Raw genomic sequence first — 18,411 nt, 5'->3', positions numbered from 1 at the left:
CCATGGCAGTGTTGAAAGCAGCCGGCCTGCAGAAGAGCTACAAGCGCCGCATGGTGGTCAGCGATGTGAGCCTGGAAGTGGGCACCGGTCAGATCGTCGGCCTGCTCGGCCCGAACGGCGCCGGCAAGACCACCTCCTTCTACATGATCGTGGGGCTGGTACAGAGCGATGCCGGTCTCATCACCATCGATGATCAGGACATCAGCCTGCAACCCATGCATATCCGCGCCCGCAACGGTATCGGCTATCTGCCGCAGGAGGCCTCCATCTTCCGGCGCCTGTCGGTGTTCGACAACCTGATGGGGGTCATGCAGACCCGCAAGGGATTGAGCCGCGAGGAGCGGGAGGACAAGGTTCAGCAACTGCTGGAAGAGTTCAACATCACCCATATCCGCGACAGCCTGGGCCAGAGCCTGTCGGGCGGTGAGCGACGCCGGGTCGAGATCGCCCGTGCGCTGGCGGCGGAGCCGCGTTTTATCCTGCTGGATGAACCTTTTGCCGGGGTAGACCCCATTTCTGTGATAGACATCAAGAAGATCATCCAGCACCTCAAAGATAGAGGCCTGGGCGTCTTGATCACCGACCACAACGTCAGAGAGACTCTGGACGTATGTGAGAAGGCCTATATCGTCAGCCACGGCAAGATGATTGCCGAAGGTGCACCGGCGGAAATACTCGCCGATGAGCAGGTCAAGCGCGTCTATTTGGGCGATCAATTCAGTCTATAGTAAGGGGGCATCTCTTCATTTCCTGTGACGACTGCCTCGCTGACCATAAGGATATCCCGACGTAGATGAAGCCGACATTACAGTTGCGTCTCGGTCAGTCCCTGACCATGACGCCGCAATTACAACAAGCGATTCGTCTGCTCCAGCTCTCCACTCTGGAACTCCAGCAGGAAATTCAGCAAGCGCTCGACAACAACCCCTTGCTGGAGCAAGAGGAAAACGACGTTCAGGAGACCAGCCCGGTCGACCAAGTGGACGTCAGCCAGCTCGATTCCAGCGATGCCATGGCCCAGGACCAGATGCCGGACGAACTGCCGGTGGATACCACCTGGGAAGAGGTCTATTCGGCAGGCACGGCTCAGAGCGCAGGCCCCATCCATGACGGGGAAGACAGCATCTATCAGGGTGAGACCACCGAGAACCTGCAGGACTACCTGTTGTGGCAGATGCGCTTGACCCCGTTCAGCGACGTGGATGCCGCCATCGCCCTCGCCATCATAGATGCCATCGACGAATCCGGTTATCTGACGGTGTCGCTTGAGGATATTCAGGCGGCGGTGAGCAGCGAGGATGTCGAGGTGGAACTCGATGAAGTGGAGGCCGTGCTCAAGCGGGTGCAGCATTTCGATCCGGTCGGCATCGCCGCCCGCTCGGTGCAGGAGTGCCTGCTGATCCAGCTGGGCCAGTACTCCCCTGATCTGCCCTGGCTCAACGAAGCCAGGGAGGTGATCCTCGAGCACATGGATCTGCTCGGCAACCGCGATTACCGCACCCTGGCCCGCAAGACCAAGCTGAAGGAGAACGACCTCAAGGAGGTGCTGGATCTCATCCAGCAGCTGGAGCCGCGGCCCGGAAACGGCGTCATCCAGAGCGAATCCCAGTACGTGATCCCGGATGTTTCCGTGGTCAAGAAGGGCAACAAGTGGGTGGTCGAGCTCAACCCTGACTCTGCCCCGCGCATTCGGGTCAACGAGACCTATGCCGCCATGGCCAGACAGGCCCGCACCAGTCAGGATACCCAGTTCATCCGCTCCCACCTGCAGGAAGCCAAGTGGTTCATTAAGAGTCTGGAGAGTCGCAACGACACCCTGCTCAAGGTGGCCAGCTGCATCGTCGAGCAGCAGCAGGGCTTCTTCGAATACGGTGAAGAGGCCATGAAACCCATGGTGCTCAACGACATCGCCGAAGCGGTGGAGATGCACGAGTCGACCATCTCGCGGGTGACCACCCAGAAGTACATGCACACGCCGCGCGGCATCTTCGAACTGAAGTTTTTTTTCTCCAGCCATGTGAACACCGAGGGAGGAGGAGAGTGCTCATCGACCGCAATTCGCGCGCTCATCAAGAAGCTGGTCACGGCGGAGAATCCCGCCAAGCCGCTAAGTGATAGCAAGATCGCGGATTTGCTGGCCGAACAGGGTATTATGGTGGCGAGACGCACGATCGCAAAGTACCGTGAATCCTTGTTGATCCCGCCATCCAATCAGCGCAAACGCCTGGTTTAGGCAAAACAAAAGGAAGACGTTATGCAAATCAACCTGACCGGACACCATGTCGAGATCACCGAAGCTCTGCGTGATTATGTGAACAACAAATTTGCCAAACTCGAGCGTCACTTTGACCACATCAACAATGTTCATGTGGTGTTGAGCGTAGAAAAACTGAACCAGATCGCCGAAGCCAAGCTGCATGTCAGCGGGGGTGAGGTGTTCGCCAACTCGCAGCATGCTGACATGTATGCGGCGATTGATACCCTGCTGGACAAGCTGGATCGGCAGATCATCAAGCACAAAGATAAGTTAAACCAAAAATAACCATGCAACTTGAACACATACTGAGTCGGGACTGCACCAAAAGTGCGGTCCCTTGTACCAGCAAGAAACGCGCCCTGGAGATCATCAGCGAGTTAGCCGCTGAGCGCCTGGGGACCTCTCGTCAGGTACTCTTCGAGTGCCTGCTGGCGCGAGAAAAGATGGGCAGTACCGGGATCGGAGCCGGTATCGCCATTCCCCACGGCCGGATCGGCGACGAGTTTCCGCCGACCGCGATCCTGATGACCTTTGCAGAGCCTATCCCCTTCGATTCCATCGACAATCAACCGGTTGACCTGCTGTTTGCCCTGCTGGTGCCGGAAAGCGAGTGCAAGCAGCACCTCAAGACCCTTTCCCTGATGGCATCCAAACTGGGCGACAAGGCGGTATGCCGCCAGTTGCGCCAGGCAACCAGTGATGAAGAACTCTATCAGATCATGACATCGGCCTGAGATGCAGGCCCTTGCAATGACGCCAAGCGGTGAGGGAACAAGATGCAATTAATAGTGGTGAGTGGGCGCTCCGGCTCGGGCAAGACAGTTGCCCTGCGTGTGCTGGAGGATCTCGGTTATTACTGCGTGGATAACCTGCCGGTCAACCTGCTGCCCCAGTTGATCGTCTCGGTCGAGAGCCAGTATGACAAGCTGGCGGTCAGCATCGACGTGCGCAACCTGCCGGCGAGCTCCGACAAGCTGGAAACCCTGCTGGCCCAGGTTCGCAACGAGGGGCGAGTGGAGTTCACGAGCTTCTTCTTCGATGCGGAAAACTCCACCCTGCTCAAACGGTATGGTGAGAGCCGCCGGCTGCACCCCTTGTCGCGCAACAAGCTGTCGCTCGACGAGGCGATCCGGGAAGAGACCCACCTGCTGGCGCCGCTCTCCTCGACGGCCGATCTGCGCATCGACACCACCAACCTCAGCATCCACGACCTGAGCGAGCTCATCAAGACCCGGGTGCTCGGCAAGAAGGAGAACGAGCTGGTGCTGGTGTTCGAGTCGTTCGGCTTCAAGTACGGCATTCCCAAGGATGCCGACTTCGTGTTCGACGCCCGCTTCCTGCCCAATCCGCACTGGATCCCGGAGCTCAAACCCTTCACCGGCAAGGATGAACCGGTGGCCCGCTACCTCTCCAGCCAGCCCGACGTGATGCAGTTCATCCTGCAGATCGAGAACATGCTGGCGACCTGGCTGCCCCACCTGGAGCGCAACAATCGCAGCTATGTGACGGTCGGCATCGGCTGTACCGGTGGTCAGCACAGATCGGTATTCATTGCCGAGCAGCTGGCCGGCGCCTTTCGCCTGCTGGGCAAGAACGTCCAGATCCGCCACCGCACCCTCGACAAGAGTGCGCCGCAATTTTGATGGACCAATAGGAAGATCAGATGACCGTCTCAGCCTCGGTGGAAGTGAAAAACAAACTGGGCATGCATGCCAGACCGGCCATGATGCTGTTCGAGCTGGTGCAGGGGTTCGATGCTCACGTGTTGCTGCGCAACGAAGAGGGGGTCGAGGCCGACGCGGACAGCGTGATCGGCCTGCTGATGCTGGACTCCGCTCAGGGCAAGCAGGTGGAAGTTCAGGTGGAGGGGCCCGAGGAAGTGGAGGCCCTGGCCGCCGTGGTGGCGCTGTTCACCTCGGGTTTCAACGAGGAGTAACCGGCCCCTTCATGCTCAAGGTGCGCTGCGTGCCAGCGCCTTGAAGGTGGCAAAATCCCGACAAGCCAGCAGACTCCTGCTGGCTTTTTCGTTCATCAGTGCCAGAAAAAGATCGTAGAGCCCCATCGCTTCTTCGTAGTCGGCCTTGGCGATGGCCAGCACGAAGATGAGGGTAGCGCTCTCGCCGTTGCCCCAGTCGATCCCCTGCGGGGCCAGTACGGTATAGACCAGGGTGCGGCGCGCCAGCAGACCGAGGGAGTGGGGCAGGGCGATGCCGTCTCCCAGCAGGGTGGAGACGATGCGCTCCCGCTCCTGCAAGGATCCCCGAAAGCCGCTCTCCACCAGATCTTCCGCTTCCAGCTGGCTGCAGATGCGATCAAACAGTGCCCCCTGGCTAAGCGGTTCGCTGACCACCATGAAGTGGTCGGCATCGAAGTACTTGTCGAGCAGATAGGGGCGGGTGCGATCGACCAGCACCAGCTTGCCGAGCTGCTCCAGCTGGTATTGGGTGGGGAAGGGGGCGACCTGCACCACGGGCACGTTCTTGTCGCTCACCTTGACGGTGCTGATGACGAAATCCTGCTCGACTCGCGCCAGCCCTTCGTAATCCCGCACCGACTCCAGCGTGGTCAACTGCAGCTGGGGATATTCCCGCTTGATGCGAGCCTCCAGCACCCGGAAGGTGGCGTTGCCCGCATCGCACAACAGCAGCGCCTGGGGACGGCGGGTGTAGCCGATGTCGTAGTGACGCTCCAGTCCAACCCCTATGTGGATCACCAGATAGCCTATCTCGTGGTGGGTCAGCCGGTAAGGGGTCTGCTTGATCCACTCCGAGATGGCCGCCAGTGTGATGTCGTAGGCGAGGGGGTAATACTGCTTGATGTGGTCTGCCAGCGGATTGTGGCTGCCGATCTGGTATTTGACCCGCAGCAGCATGGCACTGATATGGGTCTGCAGGTCGGCCCGCAGTTGCAGGTCGCCGCGCAGGTCATAGGGGTAGTGCTGGTGGATGTAGGCGAGCAGGTGCTCTACCAGCTGCTCGCTCTCGGCCGCCATGGCCGGGCTGAGCTGGGGGGCATCGGCGGTGAGGCGGGCCTGGATCTGGATGGCGAGGCAGGCTATCTCCTCTTCCCCCGGCGGGGTCAGGGTCGGCAGCTCGCCATAGGTATCGCGGGCGACCGCCAGCAGTGGCGCCGTGAGATCCTCGCCGGTGAATTGGCGCAGCTCGTGGCCCGCGGCCTGGCGCAGCAGGGCGACGGCGCAGTAGATGGCGAGCTGCTGCAGACTCTCGTCGGCCAGACGCAGCTGGTGGCGGCCGAGTTGCTCGTGGATGTGATTGCCCACTACCTCCAGCGTCTTGCTGGGACAGAGGTTGGGCAGCAGGCTCTGCAGTGGGTTGCTGTGCAGCAGTTCTTGATAGAGCAGCTGGGTGAGGCAGGCGCGGATGGCCGTCTCACCCCCCTGGATCCGCATCCCCTGCCTGGGCTTGCTGTCGATGGCGAGGTCGAAGTGGGCGAGCCGCTCCCGCACCTCCGCCATGTCCCCCTGCAGTGCCGCCCGGCTCAGATACCAGGTGTCCGCCAGCTCGTCGAGCTTGATGCCCTGCTCCGCCGTCAACAGCAGGATCTGCAGGTGCAGCACCCGCTCGCGGCTGGTGCGGGGCAGCCCGCTCTCCTGCTCCTGGGCCGCCAGCAGCGCCGCGAACAGCTCCTGATTGTAGATCTTGAGCTGGTAGCCGCTGCCGCGCTGGTGGATCAGGTGGGCGCCCCGGGTGGCGATGATCTCGTTGAGGGTCGCCACATCGGTGCGCACGGTGCGGGTGGAGACATTGAGGCGGCGGGCCAGCTCCTCCTGCGGCAGCGGTTCGGCGTGGAGCAGGGTGAGCAGTTGCTGGAGTCTGGGATGGGGCAGCTTGGTCATGAGGGGGGATCGGACTCCTGTCGCAGAATAAAAAACCGATGTTAACAAGCGAGTCAATGACAAGCCAGGCACCGGCCAGTGATCGGACCGGTGCCTGAGGGCGATCAGGCCAGCAGCCGCTTCACCGTGGCCAGCAGGGTACGCACATCCTCGGGACGGGTCTGACCGCTCGTACTGTCGATGATGGAGCTGTAGACGTGGGGGATCACCTTCTCGACGCCGGCATCCAGCGCGATTCGCACTATCTCCTCGAAGTTGTCGAGATCGATGCCGCCGGTGGGCTCCAGCCAGAAGCCGTGGCGTGCACAGGCCTCGGCCACCGCCTGATACTCGGCGCGGCAGGTCAGCCCGCCCATGGGGAAGAACTTGACCGAACTGCCGCCCATGTCCTTGAGCAGGGCGATGGCGGTGTCGATAGGTACTATGCCGTCCGGTTGCTGGCTACTCAGGGGACCGGTGGAGATCTTCACCATCCCCGGGGTGCCGGTGGGGGAGACAAGGCCATTGACGAGGGTGTCAGACTGGCCGAGCAGCGCCCTGCTGGCGCCGACCCCGGTGAACACCTGGTTGACGTGCTGGGGCTGGAGCTGGCGAGCCAGCTCGGCCACCATGGCGGACTGGCGCGGATCGCCGGCCCCCAGCCCGATGGAGAGGGCGTTGTCGATTAGCTTGGCGTAGGCCTGCATGTCAGCGACGGCGGAGGGCACATCCGGGTAGTTTTTGGAGAGCACGCCGACCAGCACGTGACCCTCGGCGGCCTCATAAATGTCGACGGCATTCTGTCGGGAGCCGGCCAGCACGTTGAGGCAGACCCGATCGCGGTAGTAGTTGGGAGTAAGAGACATAAGGAGTTCTCCTGGATTAGAGGTGGCTGTCGACGACGGCATGCTGTGTGAAACCCGGTAACGCGTTGAGGCAAATCTGATCGCGGTAGCAATTGGGAGTCAGTGACATCCGTTGTTCTCCTGAACGAGGTGGGCAATGGCGGCATGGATCTGGTCGAGCTGGGGCAGGGTGACGCTGCGCACGTCGATCTCGATGTGCCCCTCGTTGGCCTTGTAGCCGCGGCAGTAGATGGCAGGCGTGCCCTGTTGCAGACGGGCGACGACCTGCACTGTGGTCATGCCGATCTGCTGGTGGTCGAAGGCGATATCGGTGCGGGCGATGTCGCGCCCAGCGCTGTCCCACACCACCCGGGCCTCGACGCCGGGCAGCTGGTTGAGCCGTTCGATGAAGGGGGTCATCTTGGCGACCATGGCGGCGCCGCTCTCCTTCTCTTTGACCAGGTAGCGCTCGATGGCGTGGGTGAGGCCGAGGATCCCCTCCTTGCCCACCTTCATGGCACGGCCGATGCCGTTGGCCTGCTGCTTGACCCACTCCACGTACTGACGCTTGCCAAGTACCAGCCCGCTGGTAGGCCCTTCGATGGCCTTGGCGCCGCTGTAGATGACCAGATCGGCCCCCAGGTTGTAGTGGAGGCGCAGATCTTCCTCGGCCGCCGCATCGACGATGAGCGGGAGTCTGTGGGCCTTGGCCACCTCGGCTGCCTCGGCTACCGACAGAATGCTCTTTTGCACGCAGTGGTGGGACTTGATGTAGAGGATGGCGGCGGTATTGGCATTGATGGCGGCTGCCAGCTGGGCGGCAGAACACTCGTTGGCGTAGCCGGCCTCCACCACCTTGCCGCCACCCAGGTTGACCATGGTGCCGACCGGGGCGCCGAAGTTGACGTTGTGTCCCTTGGGTAGCACGATTTCGCTCGGCACATTGTGAGCATGGGCGTGCAACTGCTCGAGGCGGTAGGGGTCGCCGCGCACGATCACGGCGGCCACCGACTGGGCGATGCCGGCGCTGGCGCAAGAGACCACCACCGCATCTTCCACACCCAGCAAGCCGGCCAGGTAGGCGCCGGTCTTGTTGACCAGATCCTTCACCTCGAAGTAGTGGCCGAGGCCAAAGTTGACCGCATCGACCACCTCCTGTTCGGGGGTGGAGACGCCGAGAATGGTCATGCGCCCGGAGGCGTTGATCACCGGTTTGAGCTGATATTTCTCATACACAGAAGGCATGGTGTGATTTCCCATAGTGAGTCAGAACCAGTTCACCACCGACCAGGGCGGCGAGCGGCAGCAACTGCCGATCGCCATTGCGGGCGCCGGCTTCGGTATCGGTAAAGAGGGTGGGGCCGCTGCTCACCTCGAACAGGGTCAGATCGGCATCGGCGCCCACCTCGAGTCGCCCCTTGCCGGACAGGCGCAGGGCATCGGCGGCATGGTGGGTGACGCAGGACAGCACCTGCTCCAGGGTCATGCCGATGGCGAGAAACTTCGACATCACGTGGGCCAGGCTGTAGACAGGCCCCTTGATGCGGTTCTTGCAGTAGATGTCGGAGCTGATGGTGCGGGGCAGGATCCCCTGGGCAATGGCCAGCTCCGCCACCTCGAAGCTGAAGCTGGCGCCGCCGTGGCCGATGTCGAGCAAGAGACCCCGCTGCATCGCCTCACGCACCGCCTGGCGCAGCTCGCCGGCCGGGGTCAGGATGCGATTGGGCTTGCCGTTGAAGCAGTGGGTCAGCAGATCGCCATCCCCCAGCAGGGCGACGATCTCGTCCAGATCCGGCGGCGTGTTGCCCACGTGTACCATCAGCGGCAGCCGACCGTGGGCCTGTTGCAGTGCCTTGGCCATGCGCAGCGGCTGCAGGCCGTTCTCACCCACCACGCTGCCGCTCATCCGCGCCTTGATGCCGACGATGAAGCCGGGGTGGCGGGCAATGGCCGCCGAGGCGAGATCCATATCGAGGTCCCGGCTGTCGGCCAGCTCGTTCTGGCGCAGCAGGCCTATGCGGGAGATGTTGAGCAGGGCGTGCACCCGGGTCTTGCAGCAGGCGGCGAGACGCTGGAAGTCGTCCACGTCGTCGGCCCCGGTGCTGCCGGCATCGATGACGGTGGTGACGCCGGACTCCACGCCCACCTTGTCCGGTTCATCGTGATAGAGGGGGGAGGCGGGGTAGCAGTGGGTGTGGCCGTCGATCCAGCCGGCGCTCACATGCACCCGGCTGCCGAGATCCAGGGTCTGCTGCGCCATGGCCGTCTCCGGCAGGGTGCCAAGGGCGGCGATTTTGCCCTCCCTGATGGCGATATCGACGAGCCGGCCATCTCCCTGGCGTCCCGCTCTGATGATGATGTCGTACATGCTAGATGGCCTCTCGAGTGCCGCCCCGCAGGGCGGCGGATGGTTATGCAAGCGCAACCGGGAAGAAGGTACCCAGCAGCATGGCCCCCAGGATGGCGCCACCGGTGATGGGCTTGCCCCACACGTAGAACAGCAGCGCACCCAGCAGGGAGCCGATGCCGATGGGGATGGAGGCACCCATGGCGGAGAGGATGATGAGGGGGCCGAGGAAGCGGCCCGAGCTGTTGCCAGCCCCCATCATCACATCCGCCCCGTAGGTGGAGTTGCTCTGGTTGATGGTGAACTTGCGCGCCAGGATGATCACATAGCCGATGGCCAGACCAATCACCATGCCGGTCACCAGCGAAGCGGGGAAGTTCTCCACCGGATAGATGATGCCGGCCCCCAGCAGCAGGGCGGGCACGCCGAGGCCCACCCCGGTCTGGATGGCGCCGCCGATGTCCAGGATCCCCACCAGGGAGCCCTCGATGATGCGGGCGAACAGGAAGCTGGCGCCGAAGGCCGCCACTGCGCCGTAGGCGCCGGTGTCCATCCCGGCCTTGAGCATGGCGACGAAGGCCACCTCGTTGAAGGCGCCGACCCCGTACAGGTAGAACATATGGGTACCGGCAAAGACCCCGGCCGAGAGCAGGCCGACGAAGATGGGGAAGGACCAGTCGGCATACCAGAAGTTGTTTTTCAGTTTCTCATCCATGGCGTGACCCCTTATTTGCCGCTCAGCAGGTTATGGACGTTTTCCAGCCACAGGGGAATGCCCAGATGGAAGGACTCGATGAGTTTCATGTCGAAGCCGCGGAAGAAGCCGCTCAGCACGAACAGCAGGACTATGGCCGCCATCATCACCTTGGTGACGTGGTTCCAGCCGCTCTCTTCCACCCCCTTGCCGATCAGGATGCCGAGCACCAGGCCCGGTACCGCGTTGCCCATGATGAGCTGGGCCAGACCGCCGAAGATGGTGGCCCAGAAGCCGGACTTCTTGCCCGCCTCGATGGCGGCCAGCCAGAAGATCACCGGCATGACGGTGTTGACCAGCAGGTTGGCGGCCGGCACCAGTACCTTGACCGCGGTGACCTGCAGGGCGGCCGGCACGGCGGCGGCGGTGCTGTTGAGGAAGGCGACCACGATGGCACCTATGATGCCGCAGGCGATGGCCATCTTCTTCGGGTCATGCAGGGTGGTGGCGAGATCCCGGTTCTTGATCATCAGGGCTGCCGCACCCCAGTTCGGCAGGATGCGGTGATCCACGTCCTGGGTGAAGGCGCCGGCTGCGACCGTGGAGGCCCAGGCGTTGAAGAAGAAGCCAAGACCAAACGAGAAGTGGGAGGCGGCATCCCCTTCACAGGAGTTGAGCTCGCCCAAGGTACGGAAGGCGCCCATCCCCTGCACGGTCGGGGCGTGGAACATCCGTGCCGCGCCGGCCCCCACCCCGACGCCAACCAGGCCGCCAATGATGAGTGACTTGATAAATATGATTAGAAACATCCCATGTATCCTTCTTGTGGCGGTGTTGCCGCGGGCGGCGTCACACCCGGGTAAAGGTCACCTTGTCGGTGTCCAGGCTGGTGACCCTGACCGTGATGGCGAGCCGAACCCGGTATTCGTGGCGTTGGCGCGGCAGGAAGAAGAACAGGAACTTCTCCACCCGGACCGACTCCTCGGCCTCGATCACCTCGACCTCGACCGGTTCGATGCGCAGCAGCACCCGCGGGTTGTCCTTGAGCAGCGTGGATTGCACCTGGCTGAGGGCGGCGGCGAACGCCTGCTGACGGGTCGCGCCCTTGCCGTTGACGGTGACCCGGGTGGTGAAGTCCTCTTTCATCATGCGTGTCCGTGTTTCTTGGCAAACGCCTCGACCAGCTTCTGGCCCAGTTCTTCCTTGTCCATGAAGCCGAAGCCGAGCACCACGCACCCCTCGTTGATGGCGGTCACGCCCTCCTCGATGGATCGCATGCCGTAACGGCACTTGTAGCCGTACTTGGTTTGGGCCGTGATGGCGCCGGCACCGCCGCTGCCGCAGAAGGAGATGCCGAGATCCGCCTGCTCCTTGTTCATCACGTCGCCGAGCTTCATGTCGGCGGCCATGCCGGGGATGACGGTCACGCTGGCACCGGCAGCTTCCGCGCCTGCACCCACTTTCTGGCCCTTGCCGAGGCGATCACCGATCACGAGTTTGATGGCTGTCATTTAGCTTTCTCCTTTGACTGAACTGAGTTCGTTTTCTTTGGCTACTTCGAAATGGACGGACAAGAGGTGTGCCTCTTCATAGGCGAGCCGCTCCAACCAGCTGACGACCTGCTCGGCCAGACGCAGGGAGAGGGGGGAGATCTCCTCGAACAGGCTGAGGTCGACTTCCGGCAGCGGCTCGCCACTGTGGGAGCGCCACACCATGGCTTTGACGTGAGAGGCCAGCATCTGCTGCTGTACCTCGTTGGGGCGGATGCCCTGTTCGGCCAGCAGGATATGGATGCGAGCCAGGATCTGGTCGGTTTGGCGCAGCAGGGCCGGGCTGTCCGGTGTCAGGGGCTGGTCATGGGTCTCTGTGTGCAATGTCTGCTCTCCAAGGCTGGCAGAAGGGATAGCGTTACCCTAAGCCGGTCATGTTCGGGAGAGGAGGCACCGTTTTTCCAATTCGAAGCGGAAATTCGCGCGTCAGCTGGCCAATTGAAGCCGCTTTTGCGGCACCAAGCGGAAAAGAGTGCTTATTGGCGCCTGTTTTGTGTGATCAGGCGCGCACTTGGCGTTGGATGAGGGGCTGCTGGCTCTTGGCTGAAACTGTGAGTCGCCTCACGGCCGGGAGGAGGAAAAGGAGGAGAAGGGGCGACTCGTCGCCCCGACCATGGGGATGTCAGCTGGCGGTGGCCGCGCTCGCGCTGGCCCGGTTCTGGTAGCGCAGATCCTCTTCGATGGTGACCTCCACCTCCAGCGGTTTGCCGTCGCGGATCACCGAGATGGTGAGTTTGGTGCCGGGCCGGCTCTCGACGATCTTGTCCATGGCGGCCCGCACGCCGCTGATGGCCTCGCCGTTGATCTTGAGCAGCACGTCGCCCCGCTTCAGCCCGCCCTTGGTGGCCGGCCCGTTGGGATCCAGGCTCTCCACCACCAGACCGCGCAGGTCACCCAGATTCATCATGCGGGCGACGATGGGATTGATCTCGACGCTGGAGATGCCGAGGTAGCCGCGGATCACCCGGCCGTTGGCGATCAGCTCGTCCATGATGCGCTTGGCCAGCTTGTAGGGAATGGCGAAGCTGATGCCGTAGCTCTCCTGATTGCCGTTGAGGTGATAGGCGGCGGTGTTGATGCCCACCAGATCGCCGCGGGCATTGACCAGGGCGCCCCCCGAGTTGCCCTCGTTGATGGCGGCGTCGGTCTGCAGCAGATCCTGCCGGCCGTTGCTGTCTGGCCCCATGCTGGAGAGGCCGATGCGGCCGGTGGCGCTGATGATGCCCTGGGTGATGGTCTGGCCGACGTTGTAGGGGTTGCCGATGGCGAGCACCACGTCGCCCACGTCGGGCAACCGCTCCGGATCCTGCGGGATCACCGGCAGGTTGTCCGATTCGATGTAGAGCACCGCCAGGTCGGTGAGCTGGTCGGTGCCGACCAGTTCGGCGCTGAACACCCGTCCGTCCTGCAGCGCGACTATGATCTGGTCCGCATCGGCGATGACGTGGTAGTTGGTCAGCACGTGGCCGCGCTGGTTCATGATTACGCCGGAGCCCAGCCCCTGGGGCCTGAGTTCGGTCTGGTTGCCCTGATTGCGGGCGAAGCTGCGGGTATAGATGTTGACGACGGCAGGGCCGGCGCGGTGCGCCGCGTAGGAGAAGCTCAGTTCACGGGCATTGGTGATGAGGCCGGGCAGTTGGGCCCCGCCTCGAAAATTGGGAAACAGCAGCAACAGTAGCGCCGCCACGGTGAGACCGAAGCCGACAGACTTGCCCAAGTAACTGACTATAGGGGGGATTTTCATGTCATTCTCATCCGTACATAGAGCGGGCAGAGAATAACACTATCGGTGGATAAAAATCACCCGCGGCAGGCGCCGCGGGTGAGAGGAGATTAACGAATTACCAGGTAGAGCGAAGAGTCGCCGCGCTGGATGTTGAGGGCCAGCACATCCGGCTTGTTCTTCAGTGCCTTGCTCAGCTCTTCCAGCGAGTTGATGCGCAGGCGGTTTACGCCGATGATGACGTCGCCCTTCTGCAGACCGGAGGCGGCGGCAGGGGAGCGCGGATCGATCTCGGAGACGGCCACGCCGCTCACCGGCTCGCTGGTGGTGCTCAGCTTGGCCCCTTCCAGTGCCGGGTGCAGCGCGCTGGCCAGGATTTCGCTGTCATCCGCCTTCTTCAGGGTGACCTTGACGGTCTGCTCCTTGCCATCGCGGATAAGGCCCAGTGCCACCTGCTTGTCGGCACCCATGGTGGCAATCTTGGCCCGCAGCTCGCCGAAGGAGCGGATGGCCTTGCCGTCGATGCTGACGATGATGTCGCCCGGCTTGATGCCTGCTTTGGCGGCCGCGGAGTCAGGCATGACCTGGTTGACGAAGGCGCCGTCCTTCTTGTTGTAGCCGAAAGTCTTGGCCACTTCGGAGGTGAGCTCGGTCCCTATGATGCCCAGCTGGCCGCGACGGACTTCACCGTATTTCACGATCTGTTCGGACAGGTCGCGCACCATGTTGGACGGAATGGCAAAGCCGATGCCGATGTTGCCACCGTTGGGGCCCAGGATGGCGGTGTTGATGCCGATCAGCTCGCCACGCAGGTTGAGCAGGGCGCCACCCGAGTTGCCCGAGTTGATGGCCGCATCGGTCTGGATGAAGTTTTCCAGGTTCTCGATGTTGAGGCCGCTGCGGCCGAGCGCGCTGACGATGCCGGAGGTGACGGTCTGGCCGAGGCCGAACGGGTTGCCGATGGCCAGCGCATAGTCACCGACCCGCAGCTCGTCAGAGTCGGCGAATTTGATTTGAACCAGATCCTCGGCCTTGATTTGCAGCAGGGCGATGTCGGACTGCTTGTCTTCGCCGATCTTCTTGGCGGCGTATTCACGGCCATCCTTCAGGTTGACCTTGATCTCGTCCGCCTCGTGCACCACGTGGGCGTTGGTGATCACGTAGCCCTTCTTGGCGTCGATGATGACGCCGGACCCGAGCGCCTGGAAGGGCTGCTCGCTCACCTGTTCGTCAGGCATGTTGGGTCCGAAGAAGAAGCGGAACTGTTCCGGCAGACGCTGGCGGGTGATCTTCTTGCCGGAGACGGAAATGTTGACCACGGCAGGGGTGACTTGTTCGAGTACCGGCGCCAGGCTCGGCATCTCCTGATTGTTCGCCAAAAGGGAGGGCAGTGCAGCCTGCACGGGGGCCGCAGACATGGCGATACCGACACTGAGGGCTAACACACTGAGCACAGAAAGAGGTTTACGCATATGAAAAACAGCTCCCAGAAAAAGTTGCAATGCAATCGTCAAGGTCTGACCACGATACAGTGCAATTAGTTCCGCGGGGAACTAACTGGACTGCTTGAGCAGACCGGAGGCCCCTGCATAGTCACGGGGCGGTACACCCGGTTCTTCATTGGCCGGGACATCGCTGCTCTCGTCGAGCAGGGTTTCACGGAACAGCGGCTCCTGGGCCTTGGCCAGGAATTTGCTCTGCTCCGCCATATGGCGATAAAGGGTCTGGTACTGCTCGGCCAACTGCTCCATCAGGGCGGCACTGTCGGCGAAGTGGGTATTGATCTGACCCTGGTAGCTTTCCAGTTCCTTGTGAGCCTTCTTCAGTTCTTGTTCCAGACGGCCGGCATCCCGGCTGCGCACTGTGAAGCGACCGATGATGATACCGATAATCAAGGCGGCGACAGCCAGCAGGATCCCGTTTAACAGACTCATAGATGCTCCTTGTTACAGCTAAACCAATGTATGTTAATGCGGCCTGAACGGCCGCTACGCCTTGATGGCACTATACCGTGCACCCCGAGGGCGTGATACCATTTTGTCCTTCATTCAGGGACTTGAAGGCAATTGACAGGATGACCCCGCAGCAAAAATATCAGCAGGATTTGCAGCGCCCCGGCTTCGTGGCCGACCCCGCTCAGGCGATGGCCGTGGCCCGTCTGGAGCGACTCTATCAGGATTTGTGCCAAACCCCGACTCCGACCAGATCCCGCGGTCTGCTGGGCTGGCTGCAAAAGCCGAAACCCCGTACGCCCATCCTGGGGTTATATATGTGGGGTGGCGTGGGCAGAGGCAAGACCTGGCTGATGGATACTTTTTTCGACAGCCTGCCCGGGGAGCGCAAACTGCGTATCCACTTCCACCGTTTCATGCACCGGGTGCACGATGAGCTCAAGGGACTGACCGGTCAGGCCGATCCGCTCAAGCTGATTGCCCGCAAGCTGGCCGACGAGACCGACGTCATCTGCTTCGACGAATTTTTCGTCTCCGACATTACCGATGCTATGCTGCTGGGGACCCTGTTCCAGGAGCTGTTCGGCCATGGGGTCGTGCTGGTAGCGACCTCGAACATACCGCCGCAGGATTTGTATCGAAACGGCTTGCAACGTGCCCGTTTTCTACCGGCCATTGCCCTCATAGAGCGTCATTGCGAGATACTTAACGTGGATGGCGGTACCGATTATCGCCTGCGCACGCTGGAACAGGCGGAGATTTATCACTTCCCGCTGGACCGGCAGGCAAAATCCAATCTCGAGCTCTATTTTCAACAATTAACCGGGCTGCAACAGGCCCTGCCGGGCCAGGTCGAGATCAATCATCGTCAGCTGGTGTCGCTGGGGATGGGGGAAGGTGTGCTCTATATGGAGTTCGAGCAACTTTGCTGCACGCCCCGTTCCCAGAGCGACTATATCGAGCTGGCGCGGCTGTTTCACACCGTCCTACTGGCCAATGTACAGCCCATGGGGGCAGGCACGGATGACGCGGCGCGCCGCTTCATCGCCATGGTGGACGAGTTCTATGAGCGGCACGTCAAGCTCATCATGTCGGCGGCGGTGCCCATGCAGGAACTCTATGGTCACGGGCTGCTGGATTTCGAATTCCAACGTTGTCTTTCACGGCTTCAGGAAATGCAATCGCACGAATACCTTGCCAGAGTGCACCTTCCTTAGTCACAATACCGCGCCTGCCAGTCGGATGGGCATCTGCGGCAGGTAGGGCCGGGCGACATTTGCTAGCTTCATGGCAGTGAAATTAGCAGGTGATATTTAAGGCAACTTCACTTATAATCGCCCGGCCCACGTTACAGCTGTCGATAAGACAGCAACACTTTAAGCTTTACTTGTATTCGAAGGGGTACAGGTAGGCCATCGTTTGTTGTTTGTGGGAGAGCCCCCATAAGCAATTGGGTCTGTAACAGGTAATTGGGTTTAACTTAATGAAAACTTTCGTTGCCAAGCCAGAAACCGTAAAACGTGACTGGTACATTGTGGACGCAGAAGGTAAAACTCTGGGTCGTATCGCAACCGAGATCGCTGCTCGTCTGCGTGGTAAGCACAAAGCCGAGTACACTCCGCACGTTGACACCGGTGATTACATCATCGTTGTAAACGCCGAGAAGGTACACGTAACCGGTAAGAAATCTACCGATAAAATGTACCACGCTCACTCCGGTTTCCCGGGTGGTATCAAGTCCATCAGCTTCGACAAGCTGATTCAGCGTAAACCGGAAATGGTAATCGAAGCTGCCGTCAAAGGCATGCTGCCGAAGGGTCCGCTGGGCCGTGCCATGTTCCGTAAACTGAAAGTTTACGCAGGCGCCGAGCACGCTCATGCTGCTCAGCAACCTCAAGTACTGGATATCTAATCGGGAACTGGCAACATGGCAGAAAATCAATACTACGGTACTGGCCGTCGCAAAAGCTCCACTGCTCGCGTATTCATCAAAGCGGGTAGCGGTAAAATCGTAATCAACCAGCGCTCCCTGGAGCAGTACTTCGGCCGTCCGACTGCCCGCATGGTAGTTCGTCAGCCGCTGGAACTGGTTGAGATGACCGAGAAACTGGATCTGTTCATCACCGTTAACGGTGGCGGCATCTCCGGTCAAGCTGGTGCGATCCGTCACGGTATCACTCGTGCTCTGATGCAGTACGATGAAACCCTGCGTTCCGAACTGCGTAAAGCTGGCTTTGTTACTCGTGATGCCCGTAAGGTTGAGCGTAAGAAAGTCGGTCTGCACAAAGCTCGTAAGCGTCCGCAGTACTCCAAGCGTTAATTCGCTTTTTGTACGCACTCTCGCGAGTGTCAAAAAAGCCTGGCCACGTGCCAGGCTTTTTTTATTGGTAATATTACGAACCGCATTGCTAACACCACGTCACAAAAGACAAAAAATTGTGTATTTATTGTTTTTGACCTTCGCTTCTCTTTCTTGTCAAGTTGTTATCTTTTCTTTAAAATTCCCTCGGTTTTTCTGTGACAATTGTAACTCCGCTTCCGCCGCTGTTGTCACGGAAGAAAGGGGAACAGGGACACAATAAGAATGTGCGGAGTCCACATGGGAGAGTTTTTGGATGAGCAATGCGCCAGTTGATACCGGTCGCCGCAGATTTCTTACCTGGTCAACGGTCGCCGTTGGTGGGGTAGGAGCTGCTTTTACCGCAGTGCCGTTTATTAAGTCATGGAACCCGAGTGCCAAAGCCAAAGCGGCGGGTGCTCCGGTTGAAGTGGATATCAGTAAGTTGGAACCAGGCCAGCTCATCCGTGTTGAGTGGCGAGGCAAGCCGGTCTGGGTGGTGAAACGCACCAAACAGACGCTGGATGCCCTGGCCGCGCATGACGACAAGCTGCGCGACCCGGCTTCTGACGAGCCCCAACAACCCGACTATGCCCACAATGGCTACAGATCCATCAAGCCGGAGATCTTCGTGGCCGTCGGTATCTGTACCCACCTGGGCTGCTCTCCCTCCTACCTGCCGGACAACTTCGGCGAACAGGTGCAGGGGGTGACTTCCGGTTTCTTCTGCCCGTGCCATGGCTCCAAGTTCGACATGGCTGGTCGAGTGTTCCAGGGGGTGCCTGCGCCCTTGAATCTGGTCATTCCGCCGTACCAATATCTTAGCGACACCACCATCCTGGTCGGTGCCGATGGCAAGGAGGCCTGACC

General features: G+C 60.9%; 22 protein-coding genes. 10 read left to right on the top strand and 12 right to left on the bottom strand.

The window, feature by feature from the left end:
• Positions 1 to 2: 2 nt before the first annotated feature.
• The 6 genes from lptB (at position 3) to npr (ending at position 4,193) form a co-directional block, all read left to right on the top strand.
• Entirely contained in the window at positions 3 to 728 is a 726-nt protein-coding gene (gene lptB, locus I6L33_RS02210) for an LPS export ABC transporter ATP-binding protein (RefSeq protein ID WP_005305964.1), read from the top strand.
• Between the two features lie 65 nt (positions 729 to 793).
• Entirely contained in the window at positions 794 to 2,233 is a 1,440-nt protein-coding gene (locus I6L33_RS02205) for an RNA polymerase factor sigma-54 (RefSeq protein ID WP_010635929.1), read from the top strand.
• Between the two features lie 21 nt (positions 2,234 to 2,254).
• Positions 2,255 to 2,542 carry a ribosome hibernation promoting factor gene (hpf, locus tag I6L33_RS02200; RefSeq protein WP_005305957.1) on the top strand — a complete coding sequence of 96 codons (288 nt, stop codon included), beginning with the start codon at positions 2,255 to 2,257 and terminating at the stop codon, positions 2,540 to 2,542.
• A gap of 2 nt (positions 2,543 to 2,544) precedes the next feature.
• Entirely contained in the window at positions 2,545 to 2,991 is a 447-nt protein-coding gene (ptsN, locus tag I6L33_RS02195) for a PTS IIA-like nitrogen regulatory protein PtsN (protein ID WP_005305951.1), read from the top strand.
• Positions 2,992 to 3,033: 42 nt separating this feature from the next.
• Positions 3,034 to 3,900 (top strand): RNase adapter RapZ, encoded by an 867-nt coding sequence (gene rapZ / locus I6L33_RS02190; RefSeq protein WP_005305946.1) that lies wholly within the window; start codon positions 3,034 to 3,036, stop codon positions 3,898 to 3,900.
• 20 nt (positions 3,901 to 3,920) lie between these two features.
• A complete protein-coding gene (npr, locus tag I6L33_RS02185; RefSeq protein ID WP_005305943.1) occupies positions 3,921 to 4,193 on the top strand; it encodes a PTS phosphocarrier protein NPr in 273 nt (90 codons plus the stop codon).
• A gap of 15 nt (positions 4,194 to 4,208) precedes the next feature.
• Here npr and I6L33_RS02180 read toward each other — a convergent pair whose 3' ends face one another.
• From I6L33_RS02180 to I6L33_RS02125, 12 genes are all read right to left on the bottom strand, one after another.
• The gene (locus tag I6L33_RS02180; protein ID WP_216973475.1) at positions 4,209 to 6,113 is read right to left on the bottom strand and encodes a transcription antiterminator; all 1,905 of its coding nucleotides are present in this window, start codon (positions 6,111 to 6,113) and stop codon (positions 4,209 to 4,211) included.
• A 104-nt stretch (positions 6,114 to 6,217) separates the two neighbouring features.
• Entirely contained in the window at positions 6,218 to 6,958 is a 741-nt protein-coding gene (locus tag I6L33_RS02175) for a KDGP aldolase family protein (RefSeq protein WP_216973474.1), read from the bottom strand.
• Between the two features lie 99 nt (positions 6,959 to 7,057).
• Positions 7,058 to 8,182 carry a DgaE family pyridoxal phosphate-dependent ammonia lyase gene (locus tag I6L33_RS02170; protein WP_216973473.1) on the bottom strand — a complete coding sequence of 375 codons (1,125 nt, stop codon included), beginning with the start codon at positions 8,180 to 8,182 and terminating at the stop codon, positions 7,058 to 7,060.
• Positions 8,166 to 9,305 carry an amidohydrolase/deacetylase family metallohydrolase gene (locus tag I6L33_RS02165; protein WP_216973472.1) on the bottom strand — a complete coding sequence of 380 codons (1,140 nt, stop codon included), beginning with the start codon at positions 9,303 to 9,305 and terminating at the stop codon, positions 8,166 to 8,168. The genes I6L33_RS02170 and I6L33_RS02165 overlap by 17 nt, the downstream gene beginning before the upstream one ends.
• 43 nt (positions 9,306 to 9,348) lie before the next feature.
• On the bottom strand, positions 9,349 to 9,999 hold the full coding sequence (locus tag I6L33_RS02160; protein ID WP_017766404.1) for a DUF4310 family protein: 651 nt from the start codon (positions 9,997 to 9,999) through the stop codon (positions 9,349 to 9,351).
• 11 nt (positions 10,000 to 10,010) lie between these two features.
• Positions 10,011 to 10,787: a DUF4311 domain-containing protein gene (locus I6L33_RS02155; RefSeq protein WP_216973471.1), complete on the bottom strand. Its 777-nt coding sequence runs from the start codon at positions 10,785 to 10,787 to the stop codon at positions 10,011 to 10,013.
• A 40-nt stretch (positions 10,788 to 10,827) separates the two neighbouring features.
• Positions 10,828 to 11,124 (bottom strand): DUF4312 family protein, encoded by a 297-nt coding sequence (locus I6L33_RS02150; RefSeq protein ID WP_005305919.1) that lies wholly within the window; start codon positions 11,122 to 11,124, stop codon positions 10,828 to 10,830.
• Positions 11,124 to 11,489, bottom strand: coding sequence for an SFCGS family glycine-rich protein (locus I6L33_RS02145; RefSeq protein ID WP_010635935.1), 366 nt, complete (start codon positions 11,487 to 11,489; stop codon positions 11,124 to 11,126). Before I6L33_RS02145 ends, I6L33_RS02150 begins: the two co-directional genes overlap by 1 nt.
• Positions 11,490 to 11,852 carry a PRD domain-containing protein gene (locus tag I6L33_RS02140; RefSeq protein WP_021466144.1) on the bottom strand — a complete coding sequence of 121 codons (363 nt, stop codon included), beginning with the start codon at positions 11,850 to 11,852 and terminating at the stop codon, positions 11,490 to 11,492.
• Positions 11,853 to 12,150: 298 nt separating this feature from the next.
• Positions 12,151 to 13,272: an outer membrane-stress sensor serine endopeptidase DegS gene (degS, locus tag I6L33_RS02135; RefSeq protein ID WP_005305911.1), complete on the bottom strand. Its 1,122-nt coding sequence runs from the start codon at positions 13,270 to 13,272 to the stop codon at positions 12,151 to 12,153.
• Between the two features lie 89 nt (positions 13,273 to 13,361).
• The gene (locus tag I6L33_RS02130; RefSeq protein WP_005305907.1) at positions 13,362 to 14,723 is read right to left on the bottom strand and encodes a Do family serine endopeptidase; all 1,362 of its coding nucleotides are present in this window, start codon (positions 14,721 to 14,723) and stop codon (positions 13,362 to 13,364) included.
• 81 nt (positions 14,724 to 14,804) lie between these two features.
• Complete coding sequence (locus I6L33_RS02125; RefSeq protein ID WP_005305902.1) at positions 14,805 to 15,185, bottom strand: YhcB family protein; 381 nt, start codon at positions 15,183 to 15,185, stop codon at positions 14,805 to 14,807.
• 140 nt (positions 15,186 to 15,325) lie between these two features.
• Here I6L33_RS02125 and zapE point away from each other — a divergent pair, with 140 nt between their 5' ends.
• The 4 genes from zapE to petA all read left to right on the top strand — a co-directional run bounded on the left by zapE (position 15,326) and on the right by petA (position 18,409).
• Positions 15,326 to 16,420 (top strand): cell division protein ZapE, encoded by a 1,095-nt coding sequence (gene zapE, locus I6L33_RS02120; RefSeq protein ID WP_065017280.1) that lies wholly within the window; start codon positions 15,326 to 15,328, stop codon positions 16,418 to 16,420.
• A 266-nt stretch (positions 16,421 to 16,686) separates the two neighbouring features.
• Positions 16,687 to 17,115 carry a 50S ribosomal protein L13 gene (gene rplM / locus I6L33_RS02115; RefSeq protein WP_005305895.1) on the top strand — a complete coding sequence of 143 codons (429 nt, stop codon included), beginning with the start codon at positions 16,687 to 16,689 and terminating at the stop codon, positions 17,113 to 17,115.
• Positions 17,116 to 17,130: 15 nt separating this feature from the next.
• Complete coding sequence (gene rpsI, locus I6L33_RS02110) at positions 17,131 to 17,523, top strand: 30S ribosomal protein S9 (RefSeq protein ID WP_005305893.1); 393 nt, start codon at positions 17,131 to 17,133, stop codon at positions 17,521 to 17,523.
• A 295-nt stretch (positions 17,524 to 17,818) separates the two neighbouring features.
• On the top strand, positions 17,819 to 18,409 hold the full coding sequence (gene petA, locus I6L33_RS02105) for a ubiquinol-cytochrome c reductase iron-sulfur subunit (protein ID WP_005305890.1): 591 nt from the start codon (positions 17,819 to 17,821) through the stop codon (positions 18,407 to 18,409).
• Positions 18,410 to 18,411: the final 2 nt, after the last annotated feature.

Source organism: Aeromonas sp. FDAARGOS 1403, assembly GCF_019047325.1.
Taxonomy (GTDB): domain Bacteria; phylum Pseudomonadota; class Gammaproteobacteria; order Enterobacterales; family Aeromonadaceae; genus Aeromonas; species Aeromonas dhakensis.
The sequence above is the reverse complement of the archived record's forward strand: the minus strand, read 5'-3'. Positions and strand labels throughout refer to the sequence as shown.